At 67.9% G+C, this 14,958-nt stretch carries 16 protein-coding genes; 7 read left to right on the forward strand and 9 right to left on the reverse strand.

The window, feature by feature from the left end:
* The first annotated feature begins 75 nt into the window (after positions 1-75).
* Together AC3ANJ_RS11195 and AC3ANJ_RS11200 are read left to right on the forward strand one after the other, a co-directional pair.
* Positions 76-696, forward strand: a complete 621-nt coding sequence (locus AC3ANJ_RS11195) for a DedA family protein (protein WP_488316372.1) — start codon at positions 76-78, stop codon at positions 694-696.
* A gap of 9 nt (positions 697-705) precedes the next feature.
* Positions 706-885 (forward strand): DUF5302 domain-containing protein, encoded by a 180-nt coding sequence (locus AC3ANJ_RS11200; protein WP_406249849.1) that lies wholly within the window; start codon positions 706-708, stop codon positions 883-885.
* Positions 886-950: 65 nt separating this feature from the next.
* On the opposite strand, the gene AC3ANJ_RS11205 is transcribed toward AC3ANJ_RS11200, so the two are convergent.
* Together AC3ANJ_RS11205 and AC3ANJ_RS11210 are read right to left on the reverse strand one after the other, a co-directional pair.
* Entirely contained in the window at positions 951-1,595 is a 645-nt protein-coding gene (locus tag AC3ANJ_RS11205) for an FMN reductase (RefSeq protein WP_488316373.1), read from the reverse strand.
* A 1-nt stretch (position 1,596) separates the two neighbouring features.
* The gene (locus AC3ANJ_RS11210; protein WP_406249846.1) at positions 1,597-2,823 is read right to left on the reverse strand and encodes an LLM class flavin-dependent oxidoreductase; all 1,227 of its coding nucleotides are present in this window, start codon (positions 2,821-2,823) and stop codon (positions 1,597-1,599) included.
* A gap of 131 nt (positions 2,824-2,954) precedes the next feature.
* Here AC3ANJ_RS11210 and AC3ANJ_RS11215 point away from each other — a divergent pair, with 131 nt between their 5' ends.
* Positions 2,955-4,088, forward strand: coding sequence for an acyltransferase family protein (locus tag AC3ANJ_RS11215; RefSeq protein WP_488316374.1), 1,134 nt, complete (start codon positions 2,955-2,957; stop codon positions 4,086-4,088).
* A gap of 15 nt (positions 4,089-4,103) precedes the next feature.
* Here the strand turns inward: AC3ANJ_RS11215 and efeB are convergent, their stop codons facing one another.
* Genes efeB through efeU form a run of 3 tightly spaced genes read right to left on the reverse strand, consistent with a single transcriptional unit; the run spans position 4,104 to position 7,538 of the window.
* Positions 4,104-5,372 (reverse strand): iron uptake transporter deferrochelatase/peroxidase subunit, encoded by a 1,269-nt coding sequence (gene efeB, locus AC3ANJ_RS11220; RefSeq protein ID WP_488316375.1) that lies wholly within the window; start codon positions 5,370-5,372, stop codon positions 4,104-4,106.
* A gap of 1 nt (position 5,373) precedes the next feature.
* Entirely contained in the window at positions 5,374-6,606 is a 1,233-nt protein-coding gene (gene efeO, locus AC3ANJ_RS11225; RefSeq protein WP_488316376.1) for an iron uptake system protein EfeO, read from the reverse strand.
* Positions 6,603-7,538 carry an iron uptake transporter permease EfeU gene (efeU, locus tag AC3ANJ_RS11230; protein ID WP_488316377.1) on the reverse strand — a complete coding sequence of 312 codons (936 nt, stop codon included), beginning with the start codon at positions 7,536-7,538 and terminating at the stop codon, positions 6,603-6,605. The genes efeO and efeU overlap by 4 nt, the downstream gene beginning before the upstream one ends.
* 143 nt (positions 7,539-7,681) lie before the next feature.
* Between efeU and AC3ANJ_RS11235 the strand changes: the two genes are divergently transcribed.
* Both AC3ANJ_RS11235 and AC3ANJ_RS11240 read left to right on the forward strand, forming a co-directional pair.
* The gene (locus AC3ANJ_RS11235; RefSeq protein WP_488316378.1) at positions 7,682-8,686 is read left to right on the forward strand and encodes an isopenicillin N synthase family dioxygenase; all 1,005 of its coding nucleotides are present in this window, start codon (positions 7,682-7,684) and stop codon (positions 8,684-8,686) included.
* A 99-nt stretch (positions 8,687-8,785) separates the two neighbouring features.
* Positions 8,786-9,505 carry an ankyrin repeat domain-containing protein gene (locus AC3ANJ_RS11240; RefSeq protein ID WP_488316379.1) on the forward strand — a complete coding sequence of 240 codons (720 nt, stop codon included), beginning with the start codon at positions 8,786-8,788 and terminating at the stop codon, positions 9,503-9,505.
* Between the two features lie 95 nt (positions 9,506-9,600).
* On the opposite strand, the gene rpsO is transcribed toward AC3ANJ_RS11240, so the two are convergent.
* Positions 9,601-9,870, reverse strand: a complete 270-nt coding sequence (gene rpsO, locus AC3ANJ_RS11245; protein WP_017203073.1) for a 30S ribosomal protein S15 — start codon at positions 9,868-9,870, stop codon at positions 9,601-9,603.
* A 203-nt stretch (positions 9,871-10,073) separates the two neighbouring features.
* Here rpsO and AC3ANJ_RS11250 point away from each other — a divergent pair, with 203 nt between their 5' ends.
* Entirely contained in the window at positions 10,074-11,300 is a 1,227-nt protein-coding gene (locus tag AC3ANJ_RS11250; protein ID WP_488319267.1) for an MFS transporter, read from the forward strand.
* A gap of 27 nt (positions 11,301-11,327) precedes the next feature.
* Here AC3ANJ_RS11250 and AC3ANJ_RS11255 read toward each other — a convergent pair whose 3' ends face one another.
* The 3 genes from AC3ANJ_RS11255 to AC3ANJ_RS11265 all read right to left on the reverse strand — a co-directional run bounded on the left by AC3ANJ_RS11255 (position 11,328) and on the right by AC3ANJ_RS11265 (position 14,023).
* The gene (locus tag AC3ANJ_RS11255) at positions 11,328-11,882 is read right to left on the reverse strand and encodes a YceI family protein (protein WP_488316380.1); all 555 of its coding nucleotides are present in this window, start codon (positions 11,880-11,882) and stop codon (positions 11,328-11,330) included.
* A gap of 135 nt (positions 11,883-12,017) precedes the next feature.
* Complete coding sequence (locus tag AC3ANJ_RS11260) at positions 12,018-12,386, reverse strand: FKBP-type peptidyl-prolyl cis-trans isomerase (protein ID WP_488316381.1); 369 nt, start codon at positions 12,384-12,386, stop codon at positions 12,018-12,020.
* Positions 12,387-12,577: 191 nt separating this feature from the next.
* The gene (locus AC3ANJ_RS11265; RefSeq protein WP_488316382.1) at positions 12,578-14,023 is read right to left on the reverse strand and encodes a PrsW family intramembrane metalloprotease; all 1,446 of its coding nucleotides are present in this window, start codon (positions 14,021-14,023) and stop codon (positions 12,578-12,580) included.
* Positions 14,024-14,082: 59 nt separating this feature from the next.
* On the opposite strand from AC3ANJ_RS11265, the gene AC3ANJ_RS11270 reads away from it, so the two are divergent.
* Positions 14,083-14,952, forward strand: a complete 870-nt coding sequence (locus AC3ANJ_RS11270; protein ID WP_488316383.1) for a fumarylacetoacetate hydrolase family protein — start codon at positions 14,083-14,085, stop codon at positions 14,950-14,952.
* The last annotated feature ends 6 nt before the right edge of the window (positions 14,953-14,958 follow it).

Consider the following 14,958-nt stretch of genomic DNA (forward strand, 5'->3'; position numbering starts at 1 on the left):
ACCCGTTGCACGACTGCCGGTCACCCGCTATCCCCGATTCGGTTCCCGTTCACCTCGGAACGGCACAGTGTCAGCGTGATCACGGATGGCGTCGCCGAACTCGTCGCAGGCCCCTGGGCGCTGGCAGTGATGTCGTTGCTGGTGCTGGGGGACGCCTTCTTCGTCGTCGTCCCCGGTGAGATCGCGGTGACGGCGCTCGGTGCACTCGCGATTTCGACCGGCGCGCCGGCGCTGTGGGCCGTCATCGTCTGCGCCGCGCTGGCCGCCATGGCCGGCGATCTGCTCTGTTACACGATCGGGCGCTGGGCCGGCACCGATCGATGGCGGTGGATGCAGACCGAGCGAGCGCAGCGCGCCCAGCAGTGGGCGCGAGGGCGCTTGGAGTCGGGCACGGCCGTCGTGCTGTTCACCGCTCGCTTCATCCCCTTCGCCCGCTTGGCGATCAACCTGGTCGCCGGGGCGACGCGCATCCCGCTGCCCCGGTACGGCGCGCTCGTCGCGCTCGCCGCGACGGGGTGGGCGGCGTACCAGGCTGCGATCGGCGCGCTCATCGCCGCGATTCTCCCCGGTGGCCCTGTGGTGGCGATCATCGTCTCCGTGATCTGCGCCGTCGCGATCGGCGCGCTGATCGATCTGGTGCTGCGTCGACGCGCGCGCCGGAAGAGCCCCTCCCCCTCCGGCCCGACCTCCGACTAGGCTGGCGGCATGAGCACGCCAGACGACGCCGTCTCCTCTTCGGACGAGATGAAGCGCAAGTTCAAGGAAGCGCTCGAGAAGAAGAACGCGCAGAATCGTCAGGGAGAGGCACACCTGGACGGCGACTCCGCCATCCACGGCACGCACTCGGCCCAGACGCATCGCGAGTTCCGACGCAAGAGCGGTTGACCGCATAGAGAAGGCCGCCCCTCTGGGGCGGCCTTCGTTCTGTCCGGCGGCGAGCCGCCGGCGCTTCACTCCCCGGCGAGACCGCCGAGCAGGTGCCCGAACGAGCGGCCCTCGCCCAGATAGGTGGCAGGGTCGAACGGGTCGCCGTTGGCCACGGCATCCTTACGGGCGATCGCGTCGGCGAGCTCCCTCGCCCCCTTCTCCACCCGCTTGGCGAGCGGGGCGACGTCGTCGCCCCCGCCTCCCCAGTCGCTGGACGCAGCGAAGACGCCCGTGGAGACCGGCTCGGCATGCAGGTACGCGAACACGGGCCGGATGGCGTAGTCGATCGCGAGCGAGTGCCTGGCTGTGCCCGCGTTCGCCCCGATCAGAACAGGCTTTCCGGTGAGCGAGTCAGGATCCAGCACGTCGATGAACGACTTGAAGAGCCCCGAGTAGCTCGTCGAGAAGATCGGTGTGACGGCGATCAGGGCATCGGCCGAGACGACCGTGTTGATCGCCGTCTCCAGCGCCGGTGGAGCGAACCCGGTCAGCAGATTGTTCGTGATGTCGTGCGCGAGGTCTCGCAGCTCGATCACGTCGACGCTGACCTCGATCTCGCGCTCACGAAGCAGGCGAGTCGTCTCAGCCGCCATCCGATCGGCGAGCATGCGGGTGGATGACGGGTTCGAGAGACCGGCCGAGACGACGGCGATGCGACGCGTTGTCATGTCACGCCTCCTTCCGGCCGAGGCCGAATGATGCACCAGCGGGCTGCGGAGTGTCCTGGTACGGGGACCCGGCGGTGAGGTTGTCACCGCGGTTCGCGCCGGGGCGCGCTTCGCGCACGGGCCCGTCGCCGTAGGCCGCCGCGACCAGCGATGCGTGCGTCGGAGCATCCGGAACGGCGGCGGGGCGGTTCTTCGCCAGCTCCCGGCGCAGCACCGGCACGACCTCGCCGCCGAGGATGTCGAGCTGTTCGAGCACCGTCTTCAGCGGAAGACCGGCGTGATCGATGAGGAACAGCTGGCGCTGGTAGTCGCCGAAGGTCTCGCGCATGGCGGCGTACCGGTCGATGACCTGCTGCGGCGAGCCGACCGTCAGCGGCGTCATCTCGGTGAAGTCCTCCATGCTGGGGCCGTGTCCGTAGACGGGGGCGTTGTCGAAGTACGGACGGAACTCGTTCACGGCGTCCTGCGAATTCGCCCGCATGAAGACCTGGCCGCCGAGTCCGACGATCGCCGTCTCCGGCGCGCCGTGACCGTAGTGCGCCCACCGCTGTCGGTACAGCTCGATGAGCCGCTGGTAGTGCTCTTTCGGCCAGAAGATGTTGTTCGCGAAGAATCCGTCGCCGTAGTAGGCGGCCTGTTCGGCGATCTCGGGGGTGCGGATCGAACCGTGCCAGACGAAGGGCGCGACGCCGTCCAGCGGACGGGGTGTCGAGGTGAATCCCTGCAGCGGGGTGCGGAACTTGCCCTCCCAATCCACGACGTCCTCGCGCCACAGGCGGTGCAGCAGGTTGTAGCTCTCGATCGCCAGCGGGAGGCCCTGGCGGATGTCCTTGCCGAACCACGGATACACCGGACCGGTGTTGCCGCGCCCGATCATGATGTCGGTGCGTCCGTCCGACACGTGCTGGAGCATCGCGAAGTCCTCGGCGATTTTCACCGGGTCGTTCGTCGTGATCAGCGTGGTCGACGTCGAGAGGATGACCCGGTCGGTCTGCCCGGCGATCGCGGCGAGCGTGGTCGACGGCGAGGAGGACCAGAACGGCGGGTTGTGGTGCTCGCCGATCGCGTAGACGTCGAGTCCCACATCCTCGACGTGCTTCGCGATGGTGATCGCGTCCTTGATCTTCTGCGCCTCGCTGGGCGTCTCGCCCGTGACCGGGTTCTGCGTGATGTCGCTGACGCTGAAGATGCCGAACTGCATCCCCGCTGTGACGGTCTGCTCGCTCATGTGATGCTCCGTGTTTCTCCAGAACGGATGCTGTGGCATCCGTTTATATTCACTTGAATGTATCTGTGTCAACGCGACGCGCACAACTTTATTCCCCGGATGTTCAGCCGGACGCCGGGTAGCCTCGGAGCATGAGCAGTGCCGCGCAGCCTCCGACCGGCCCCATCACCGGATCGACTCCGCGGCCCCGTCGCCGAGTTCCGTTCTGGGACAACGCCCGATACGCCTGCATCGTGCTGGTGGTGCTGGGACATGCCATCCAGCGTCTCACCTACGACTCCGACATCGCCATGGCGTTGTACCTTTCGTTCTACGCCTTCCACATGCCCGCATTCGCGATCATCGCCGGATACTTCTCGAAGTCCGCACCGCCGACCAAGCGACAGATGGCCCGCATCATCACCGACATCCTGGTGCCGTACGTCATCTTCGAGATGCTGTGGACACTCACCAAGTGGCTCGTCGAAGGTCAGGTTTCTCCCAATCTCACTGAACCGTCCTGGACGCTCTGGTTCCTGCTCGCGCTCGGCATCTTCCGGCTCGTGCTCCCCTACCTCGCCCTGCTGCGGTGGCCCCTGCTGTGGGCGCTGCTGATCTCGATCGGCGCCGGCTACCTGCCGAATGTCGACAGCACGTTCTCGCTGTCGCGGACCCTCGGTTTCCTTCCGTTCTTCGTGCTCGGCTGGTGGCTGCGTGAGCACGACATCGTCGACCGCTTCCGGCTGATCGATTTCCGACCATGGTGGTTGCGCGTCGTCGCGGTCGTGATCTTCGTGATCGACGGGTTCGTGGCATGGAACTGGGTGGAGATCTGGTCGAGCGTAGACCTGGACAAATGGTTCTTCTACGACGATTCCTACGCCGATCTCGGCAGCGACGCCTGGTGGTCGGGCGGCGTGCGTCTCGCGCTGATCGCCGTCGGGCTGCTGCTGAGCGCGGCGTTCTTCGTCCTCATCCCCCGTCGCACCACCTGGTGGACCCAGTTCGGCCAGTACACGATGTACGTCTATCTGCTGCACTCGTTCGTGCTGTATCCGTTCCGCGAGTCCGGCATCCTGCGCGACGCGGAGCCGACCTGGCTGTGGCTGCCCAGCGTCATCCTGCTCTCCGTCGGCATCGCCGTGATCCTGGCCACCAAGCCGGTGAGATGGCTGTTCCGACCGCTGGTCGAACCGCGACCGGCGTGGCTGTTCCGCGAACGTTCGCTCGTACCAGACCCCGCTCGGCGCAGCGACCCGACCGGGTCTCGGCGGCCGCGCACGTAGCATCGCAGTCACGCGTCAGGCGAACAGCCCCGCACCGACGAACGATCCGGCTCCTGCTCCCGGCGGGATCGCCCAGACGCCTGATCCGACATGCCGGATGTACTCGTTCATCAGATCCGTCGACAGCCGACGCTGCACCGTGATGAACTGCGACGGATCGCGCTGGTACGAGAGGAAGAACAGCCCCGCATCGAGCCGGCCGAGCTCGTTGTTCCCGCCGACGTAGTTGAAGCCGCGCCTGAGGAGCCGGATGCCGTCGTTCGCGTCTGGGTGCGCCAGACGAACATGACTGTCCGCATCGATAGCGGTTCCGGAGAAGTCGGGTCGCGTGAACTCGTCGCCTCCGGACAGCGGAGCGCCGACGGCCTTGTCGCGCCCGATGATGCGGTGCTGCTCGGCCAGCCGAACGCGATCCCACGTCTCGATGAGCATCGCCACCTTGCGCGCGACGAGGTACGAGCCGCCCGCGAACCATGCCGGGCCGTCGGACTCGGACGCCCAGACGTGCGTGTTCAGCGCATCCGAATCGGTGCCGAGGACGTTGGCCGTTCCATCCTTGAAACCGAAGAGGTTGCGCGGTGTGGCCTGATCCGTGCTCGTGCGCGACGTCTTGCCGTAACCCAGTTGCGACCAGCGCAGGCGCGCGCGGCCGAACGCGATCCGGGACAGGTTGCGGATGGCGTGCACCGCGACCTGCGGGTCATCCGCGCACACCTGGATGCAGAGATCGCCGTCGCTCTCGGCCGGGTCCAGGTCGTCGCCGAGGAACGCCGGCAGCCTTTCGAGCGCCGCCGGGCGACGAGTCGCGATGCCGAACCGGTCGCCGTCCTCGCCGCCGAACAGCGTCGGGCCGAAGCCGAAGGTGATCGTCAGCGCCGCCGACGGCAACCCGAGCGCCTCGCCGGTGTCATCCGGCGGCGCCTCGGGGTCACCTCCCACTGCGCCGGTCGCGCTCACCTCGAGCCCCTGGGTCAGGCGCGCCGCAGCATACGACCAGTCTTTCATCAGTGAGATGAGGTCGGCTCGTTCTGCGCGCGGCATCATGTCGAAGGCCGCGAAGTGCAGGTGCTCCTGCACCGGCGTCGCGATCCCGGCCTGATGCGCACCGAAGAACGCGTGCGGCGAAGCGGGCTCGGCCGCGGCGTTCGCGAGCGACGCCCCGACCGCGGCACTCGCACCGACACCGGCCACGAGGCCGGCAGCCCCGGCGCCGAGCGCGATCCCGAACAGGCCGCGACGGCTGACACCCTGGACCGCCTGTTCGGACGGCGACTGCTCGCTCATGTCAGGAAAGCACGGTGCCGGTGAGCTGCGACAGCGGCTCGGCCAGCGCGTTGATCAGGTCGGTGAGCTCTCGCTTGTCGTCATCGGTCAGCTCCTCGTAGGAGACGAACCCCTCGGAGAGGGATCCCTGCTCGGCCAGCACGGAATCCAGGTCCGCATAACCGGCATCGATCTGCTCGACCACGGCCGCCCCGTCCTCGCCCTGCGCGATGGCGAGGTCGCGCACGAGCGAGAACGCCATCTTCGATCCTTCGACGTTCGCGGCGAAGTCCCACAGGTCCGTGCCGGACCACCAGTCCTCCTCACCGGTGATCTTGCCGGTGGCGACCTCGTCCAGCAGGGCGATGGCGCCATTGGAGATGCCGGCGATCCCCTGCGCGTCGAGCGCATCGACGAAGTCCGAGGAGTGCACGTAGTCGTAGAGCTCCTGAACGTCGGCGAGCAGCATGTCACCGTAGTCGGCGCGTTCGGCGACCGTCGACGGCGCCCAGTCCTGCCAGGCGGGCGTCACCGCGTCGGCGTTCAGCGCGTCCTCGGCGGGAATCCAGAGGTCCTTCTCGATGCGGTGGAATCCGGTCCAGTCCAGGCCCTCCGCCACAGCATCCACCTCTCGGTAGTCGATGCGCGGATCCAGATCGCCCAGCGATTCGGCGACCGGCTCGATGCGCTCGTAGTACGCACGCGTCTGCGGGAACAGCTCCCGAGCGGTCTCGTCGTCGCCGGACTCGTACGCGGCGACGAACTCTTCGACCGAGGGAAGCAGTCGTCCGACCTGATCCTTCACGAACGCCGCATAGAGGTCGACGGCCTGCTGCTTCTGTTCGGCGTCCTCCCCCTCGATCGCAACGGTCTCACCGGTCACGGTGAAGGCGGATCTGCCGACGCCCTCGCCGATCATGCCCGGCTTGCACAGGGTGTAGTACTCGCCGGGCTGCGCCACGACGGTCAGTGTGCGGGACGCAGCCGGTGCGATGTTCTCCACCTCGCCGACAATGCGCAGGCCGTCCTCCGCCAGCAGGTAGAACTCGGTGACCTGGTCGGTGTCGTTGACGACCTCGAAGGTCACGGTGCCGCTCGCGGTGGACGCGCCCGAGACCTCGCACGAGCTATCGGTCGATGAGACGGTCAGGGCCGAGGCATCCTCTGCGTCGCTCTTTGCGACGCAGCCCGAGAGTACGAGAGCGGCGGTTCCGGTCGCCGCCAGAATGCCGAGCAGTCGAAGGGAAGTGGTCATGATGCTCCTTGGGTGATGGGCGGTGCGGATGCCGAAACCGCAGCATCCGCGCCAGAGGGCGTGCGCCGCGCCAGGCCGCGCAGGTAGAACGAGCCGGCGACGCCGGCGTACAGCGTCCAGGCGATGACCTGCAGCCAGGTCATCGCCGGCATGAATCCGAAGACCGCCTGCAGCACGGCGGCCGGCGCACCGCCTGGCGCGATCACGGCGCTGACGTCGAAGGCCCAGCCGAACGGGAATCCGGTGAACCCGACGGCGACCGCGCCGGTGGCCTGATCGATCGGCGCGCCGGCGGTGAACGGACCCGGCAGGACGCCGGCCTCCTGCAGGTCCATGACGGCGTAGGCGAGGACGCCGGCTGCGACGACGACGAGGAAGGCCCCGGTCCATGCAAAGAATCGACGAAGGTCCAGGCGCACGGCTCCACGGGCGATCAGGACCCCTGCGACGGCGGCGCACGCGAGACCGAGGACAGCACCGAGCAGCGCCTGCGGTGCGCTGCCGAACGACTGCACCATCGACCACAGCAGCAGCGTCGTCTCGATGCCCTCCCGCGCGACGGAGACGAATCCGATGAGCACGATCGCCCACATCCCGCCCGTCGCGAGCGCCCGGTCGATGCCTCCCTCGAGCGTGTTCTTCATCGCGCGTCCGGCCCGTTGCATCCAGAAGATCATCCAGGTCACCATCGCGACCGCCAGCAGGGAGAGAATTCCGCCGATCAGCTCCTGCGCGACGAAGGTCAGCTCGTACGCCCCGAACGTGAGCACGGCGCCGATGCCGAGGGCGAGCGCGACGGCCATGCCGACTCCGGCCCACAGCCGCGGCAGGACGTCGCCGCGTCCGAGCCGCGACAGATAAGCGACGAGGATGCCGACCACGAGTGCGGCTTCAAGGCCCTCGCGCAGGCCGATGAGGAAGGTCGCGAGCACAGTGGGGACTCCTCGGAAACAGAAGTAAGGGATGCCTTACCTAACTGAAGATACCACGCGGGCGGGCAGCCGCCCTGCTCTGCTGCGGTAACGCGGCGCAACACGGCTCGACGCCCTCGACGAACCGGGCCTAGCCTCGGGTCATGGCTGATCTGAACCTTCCGATCCTCGACCTGTCCCGCCTCGATGCAGGCCCCGAGGCCGCTGCACGGTTCCGCGAGGATCTGCGCGCAGCGACGCACGATGTCGGATTCTTCTACCTCACCGGCACGGGCGTGCCCCCTGAGCTCACCGCACGCCTGCACCGCGCCGCTCTGGACTTCTTCGCCCTCCCCGAGGCGGACAAGCTCGCGATCGAGAACATCAACAGTCCGCACTTCCGCGGATACACGCGCGTGGGCGGAGAGCGCACCCAGGGCCAGGTGGACTGGCGCGAGCAGATCGACATCGGTCCGGAGCGACAGGTCGTCGACGGCGGCCCGGCCTTCAACCGCCTCATCGGCCCCAACCTGTGGCCTGCCGCCCAGCCCGAACTGCAGGAGATCGTGCTGGAGTGGCACGCGAAGCTCAGCGATGTGGCACGGAAGCTCCTGCGCGCGTGGGCGCTCGCACTCGGCGCGGACGGGGATTACTTCGAGGCGAACTTCGGCGAGCCCTCGACGCTGATCAAGATCGTGCGATACCCCGGCACGCATGAGCCCGAACCGCAGCAGGGAGTCGGGGCGCACAAGGATTCCGGCGTCCTGACACTGCTCTGGGTCGAGCCGGGCAAGGGCGGTCTGCAGGTCGAGCGCGACGGCGAATGGGTCGCCGCCCCGCCGGTCGACGGCGCTTTCGTGGTGAACATCGGCGAACTGCTGGAGTACGCCACCGGCGGGTATCTGAAGGCCACGAACCACCGCGTCATCTCGCCAAAGGCACCCGAAGAGCGCATCTCCGTACCGTTCTTCTTCAACCCGGCACTGGACAGGAAGCTGCCGATCATCGACCTCCCGGCCGAACTCGCCGCTCAGGCCACCGGTGTGACGCAGGATCCGCGCAACCCCATCCACAGCCTGTACGGCGAGAACGCCCTCAAATCGCGCTTGCGCGCGCACCCTGATGTCGCTGCGATCCACCACGCGGACCTCGTCGGGCAGAGCGCCTGACGCTGACACCGCTGGAGCATTCATAGCCGATCGGATGACGCGCGCGCGGCAGCGGATCTGGGATGCTGATCGTCCCATCCGCCCTGCGAAAGGCTCCGAATGCTTGCCCCAAACCATCCCAGAGGCCGACGATCGATCGCGACCGCACTCCTGACCAGCGCCGTCGCTCTCGCTGTGCTGACCGCCACCGGCTGCACCGCCACCGCGACACCGGAGCCGGGCGCCGACCATGACGCCACCGCCGCCCTGTGGGAGGCCATCGCGAGAGACGATGTCGCGGGTGCACAGCAGACGATCGATGCCGGCGCCGACCTCGAGTCACGCGGCGAAGGCGATGCCACGCCGCTGATCGCTGCGACGAAGGCCGGCCGCACAGAGATCGCGCTCGTCCTGCTCGACGCTGGAGCGGACCCGAACGCGCAGGACGCCATCCACGACTCCGCCTTCCTGTACGCCGGCGCTGAGGGCCTCGACGACATCCTGCGGGCAACGCTCGCCCACGGCGCCGACGTGGCCAGCACGAACCGCTTCGGCGGGACGGCCCTCATACCCGCGAGCGAACACGGACACGTGTCGACGGTGCGCATCCTGATCGACGCAGGAGTGCCGCTGGATCATGTCAACGACCTGGACTGGACCGCGATCCACGAGGCGATCGTGCTCGGCGACGGATCTGCGGATCAGGTCACCACCGTACGTCTTCTGCTGGAGGCAGGAGCGGACCCGACTCTCGCGGACGGCGAAGGGACGACACCGCGCGAACTCGCCGCACGGGCCGGTTTCGATGACATCGTCGCGCTGCTCGATGCGGCGTCCTGATCAGAACGGACACCGCATGACGAAGGCCTCCCCACACCGGGTGGGGAGGCCTTCTCAAGAATGTTCTGCGCGATTGTACGCTGGCTCGCTCCGCGTTATCGGCGAAGGCCCAGGCGTGCGATCAGCGAGCGGTAACGCTCGATGTCGACGCTCTGGAGGTAGCCGAGCAGACGACGGCGCTGACCGACGAGCAGGAACAGGCCACGACGCGAGTGGTGGTCGTGCTTGTGCTCCTTGAGGTGCTCGGTGAGGTCCTTGATGCGCTGCGTCAGCATCGCGGCCTGCACCTCGGGGGATCCGGTGTCACCGGGGTGCGTCGCGTACTCTTCGATGATCGCCTTCTTGACGTCTGCTTCCAGTGCCATAGATTCGATCCCCTCTCTGCTTGTTGCGCGGCGCCCGACGCCTGATGCGTGGGCTCTCTTTATCCGCGGCCGATCGAACGGCAACTGAACGAGTCTACCAGCCTGCGGGCGAAGCCGTGACGTTCGCAGGCCGATAGCCTCGGAAGGTGCCTTCCGCCCTGATCGACCTGCGCCCGTTCCGGGCCAGCGGCGCCTTCACCCGGATGTGGATCGGCTCGACGCTGGCAGGGCTCGGCGGTCAGCTCACGATCGTCACCGTCATGCTGCACGTGTTCGAGTTGACGCACAGCACGTTCGCGGTGTCCATGATCGCGTTCGCCGGTCTCGTGCCGATGATCCTGGCCGGCATCTACGGCGGGATGCTGGCGGACGCGTTCGACCGACGCACGGTGGCGCTCGTCGCGGCGGTCATCACCTTCGCGTCCACGGCCATGCTCGCGGTGCTCACCTGGACGCACCTGGAGACCATCTGGTGGCTGTATGCGCTGAGCATCATCAACTCCGCCGCGAACTCGGTCGGCATGGCGACCCGCACGGCGATCGTGCCACGACTGCTCCCGCGCGACCTGCTGGCCGCGGCATCCGCTCTGAACGGCGTCACGATCGGACTCATGGTCATGGTGGGGCCGGCGCTCGCAGGCATCCTCGTCGCGACGACCGGTTACGGCTGGACCTACACGATCGACGTCGGGCTCATGCTGGCCATGTTCCTCGGGCTCTGGACACTGCCCGCGCTGCGCCCGGAGGGACCGGTCGTGCGGCCGGGTCTGGAATCCCTCGTCGACGGCTGGCGGTTCCTCCAGCGCGCCGGGAACATCCGGATGCAGTACCTGCTGGACATCATCGCCATGACGTTCGGTCAGCCACTGGCCCTCTTCCCCGCTCTGGGAACGGTGCTGCTGGGCGGTGGCGCCGTCACGACCGGAGTCCTGACGGCCGCCGTCGCGGCCGGAACGTTCCTGTCGAGCCTCTTCTCCGGCCGCGTCGTGCGATATCGCTGGCACGGCCGCGGCATCCAGCGCGCCATCAGCGTGTACGGTGCATCGATCCTGGCATTCGGCCTGGTGCTGGTGCTGGGTACGACGTCGCCGCCCGGGACGGAGGCCTCCCCGCGCGTCGCGCTGATCATCCTCGCGTGCGTGACGCTGGCCGTCTCCGGCGCCGCCGACAACATCAGTTCGATCTATCGGAACACCATGATGCAGGCCGCCGTGCCGGATGGCATCCGAGGCCGCCTGCAGGGGATCTTCATCGTCGTCGTCGCCGGTGGTCCGCGTCTCGGCGCTCTCTATGCGGGTACGCTCGCGACCCTCACCGCACTGTGGTTCCCTCCGCTGCTCGGCGGCATCCTGGTCATCGTGCTCGTGGCGCTGCTCGTGCGGCTGCACCCGCGTTTCCGCGCCTACGACGCAGAGAACCCCGAGCCCTGAGGGGCTCGGGGTTCTCTGGCGACGCGGTCAGTCCTGCTGGAGGGATCCCTGCAGGTCGAGGTTGATCGTGATGTCCTTGCCGACGAGGACGCCGCCGGTTTCGAGAGCGGCGTTCCAGGTGAGACCGAAGTCCTCCCGGTTGACCGTGGTGGTCGCCGAGGCGCCGGCCTTGTAGTTGCCCCACGGGTCGACGCCGAAGCCGCCGAAGTCGAACGCGAAGCTGACCGGCTTCGTGGTGCCGCGGATGGTCAGGTCGCCGTCCACGAAGAAGTCGCCGTCCTCGACGCGGGCGCCGGTGGAGACGAACTCGATCGTGGGGTGGTTCTCGGCGTCGAAGAAGTCGGCAGAGCGCAGGTGCGTGTCGCGGCCCTCGTCCTTGGTGTCGACCGACGCGACGTCGACGCTGGCCGTGACCTTGGCATCCAGGGGGTTCTCCGGAGCCACCAGGGTCGCGCTCTTCATGCCGAAGGTCCCGCGGACCTTCGAGATCATCATGTGGCGGACGCTGAAGGTGACCTCGCTGTGCGCGGGGTCCAGAACCCAGGTTCCTGCGCGGTAGCCGGGAACGTCGATGGTGGTCATGTGCTCTCCTCGAGAAAGTCGGGCCGCGTGCGCGGCGTTCGATACAGGGTAACTCGTATGCGCGTGAATGTATTCCGAACAGTTGATGACATGACGAAGGCCCCCGTCCCGATGGAGACGGAGGCCTTCGAGCGATCAGCCGACGGCGACGAGATCGATGATGAAGATCAGGGTCTTGCCGGAGAGGAAGTGGCCGGCGCCCGCGGGTCCGTAGGCGAGGTGCGGCGGGATGACGAGTTCACGACGTCCGCCGACCTTCATACCGGGGATGCCGTCCTGCCAGCCCTGGATCAGACCACGCAGCGGGAACTGGATGGTCTCGCCGCGGCCCCAGGAGGAGTCGAACTCCTCGCCGGAGTCGAACTCGACCCCGGCATAGTGCACGGTCACGGTGTCGCCGGGCTTGGCCTCGGGGCCGTCGCCCTCGATGATGTCTCGGACCACGAGCTCCACAGGAGCGGGACCGGCGGGAGCGTCGAACTCAGGCTTCGTGCGATCAGTCATGCATCCATACAACCCGAGGCCGGATCGACGGTCAACGCGACGGGACGTGCCCAGAGCGAACAGATCGGCACCGGGTCCGGACAGACTCAGCGCCCGGTGCTGCGGCGATGCCTGCATGACTCCCGGGCGCTGAGTTGATCTGAGACCAGGGTGCACCCGGTCATGATCGGTGTCAAGTACCTGATGCGAGATCAGTACGCCAGCAGCGCCGCCCTCGCGGCCCTGGTGCGCATCAGCAGGGCGCGCTCGTCCTCGGCCGCATACGCGTCGCGCCCCGTGATCGCTCGCTGGCGGACGGCGGCGAGCGCGGTGGCGTCCTTGATGAAGCCGCGCATGATCGGACGCCGGTCGCCGCGCAGCGTCGCCGCCCATCTGAGCCCGACCTTGCGCCCGGCGGGCGTTGCGAGCATGTCGATCTCCTGCGGTGTGAACCATCCGGCGACCGCGTACTCCGACAGACGCTCCCTGGTCAGGCGCGCCTCCTCGCGCTTGAGCGCGACGATGCCGAGGATGAAGCCGACGAACAGCGGCACCTGCAGCGTCACGTAAAGCAGGAAGAAGTTCGCGAACGTCGCCGAGCCGTTCCAGAAACCGTGCAGCAGCATCGCCCCCAGCAGGCCGAGCGCCCCGGCGCCCAGCACGCCGCCGACCGAGGCCCCGCGCCGGGCGGCGAATCCGATCGCGAATCCGGTGAGGGCGGTGAACATCGCGTGCGCGAACGGCGACATGAGTCCCCGCAGTACGAACGTCATGGTCAGCTGCTCTCCCCCGCCCTCGATCAGGCTGATGGCGAAGTACTGGATGTTCTCCGTGAACGCGAAGCCCGCGCCCACCAGTGCCCCGTAGACGATCCCGTCGACGGGACCGTCGAATGTGCGTCGTGCCATCAGATAGATGAGGAAGACACCCAGGCCCTTGAACAGCTCCTCGACGATCGGCGCCTGGATCACCGCCGCCGTGTCGAGGTCGTCCACGCCGAACATCACATCGACCAGCAGCGTGAGCCCGACGGCCGCGATCGCTCCCCAGGCGATGGCGAAAATCACGATGCGTTTGGGCTCTGGCTCCCAGCGGTCGATGAGGCGCACCCCGAAGAAGACGATCGCGAGCGGAATCAACGCCAGCACGAGTCCGATGATCGATGCCACGGAGCCCAGCGCCCAGACGAAGTAACCGGCAAGGGCTATCAGCAGGAAGCCGAGAACACCGAACAGCCAGATCGAGACCGTGCGCCCCTTCCGTACCGGCATCGGCAGCTCGGGGATCGCCGGAGCCGGAGCGGGTGCCGCTGGGGCTGCGGGCGGCGTGTAGACGACGGGCTGGGCAAGTGCCGAGGCATAGACGGGGCGACCGAACTGCGCGGGCGCGTACTGCGGTTGCTGCGGCGGCGCGTACAGAGGCCGGGGTGCAGCCGGCTGCGGCACCTGCTGCGCCTGCGGCGCGGCGGGCGCAGGGCGCGGCGGTGTCGGAGGCTGCGCGGGCGGCGCGTACCGTGGCTGCGGAGGCTGACCGTACGACGCTTGCGGAGCCTGCGCATATCCCTGCGGCGGCGGGACCTGCTGCTGCGGCGGGACGGGTGGCTGAGCCGGCGGCGGCGTGTAGGGCTGCTGAGGCTGGTCGGATCCTCCGGAGGTCATAGGTAGAGCCTAGAGCCACCGACACCCGCCGCCACCGGTGCTCCGGGTAGCGTAGGAGCATGCGATTCGCCCATCTGGTGCGTTCCGACTCGCCCGACGCCGCACTCGCGGTCATCGACGGTGCGGACGCGATCCTCGTCTCCGATCTCCTCGACAATGCTCCCGCGACGCTGCAGCACCTCATCGGGGCCGGCGATCAGGCGCTGGATGCCGTGCGAGCCGCTCTGGCGCAGGGCACCGCACCACGGCACCCGCTCCCCGGTTTCGGATGGGCCTCCGCGATCATCGACCCGCCCGTCGTCCTCGCCGTCGGCCTCAACTACGCGGCGCATTCGAGCGAGCTCGGACTCAAGACCGACACGGCCCCGACGGTCTTCACGCTGTGGCCCAACTCGCTCACCGGCCACGAGCAGACCACCGGCTGGCCGCGATCGCTCAGCGAATCGGTCGACTACGAGGCCGAGCTCGGCGTGATCATCGGGCGCCCCGCGAAGGACGTCTCCGTCGACGAGGCGCTCTCCCATGTCTGGGGTTACACCGTCGTCAACGACATCACCGCCCGCGACATCCAGTTCGCCGAGGCGCAGTGGTCGCGGTGCAAGTCGTTCGACGGCTTCACGCCGACGGGTCCCGTCGCCGTGACCGCCGACGAGGTCGCGGACCCGCAGGACCTGCACATCTGGACGGTCGTCGACGGCCGCACGGTGCAGGATGCGTCGACGGGACAGATGGTGCGGTCCGTGGCGAAGCTCGTCGCCCATCTGTCCCAGTCGATCACTCTGCTGCCCGGCACCCTCATCTCCACCGGCAGCCCGGGCGGCGCCGGCTACTCGCGCGACCCCCAGATCTTCCTCCGCGACCGATCGACGGTCACCGTGGGCATCGACGGCATCGGCGAGCTCACGACGCACTGCCGGATCTACGACTGAGCCTCC

The organism is Microbacterium sp. STRO-1N, assembly GCF_057748015.1.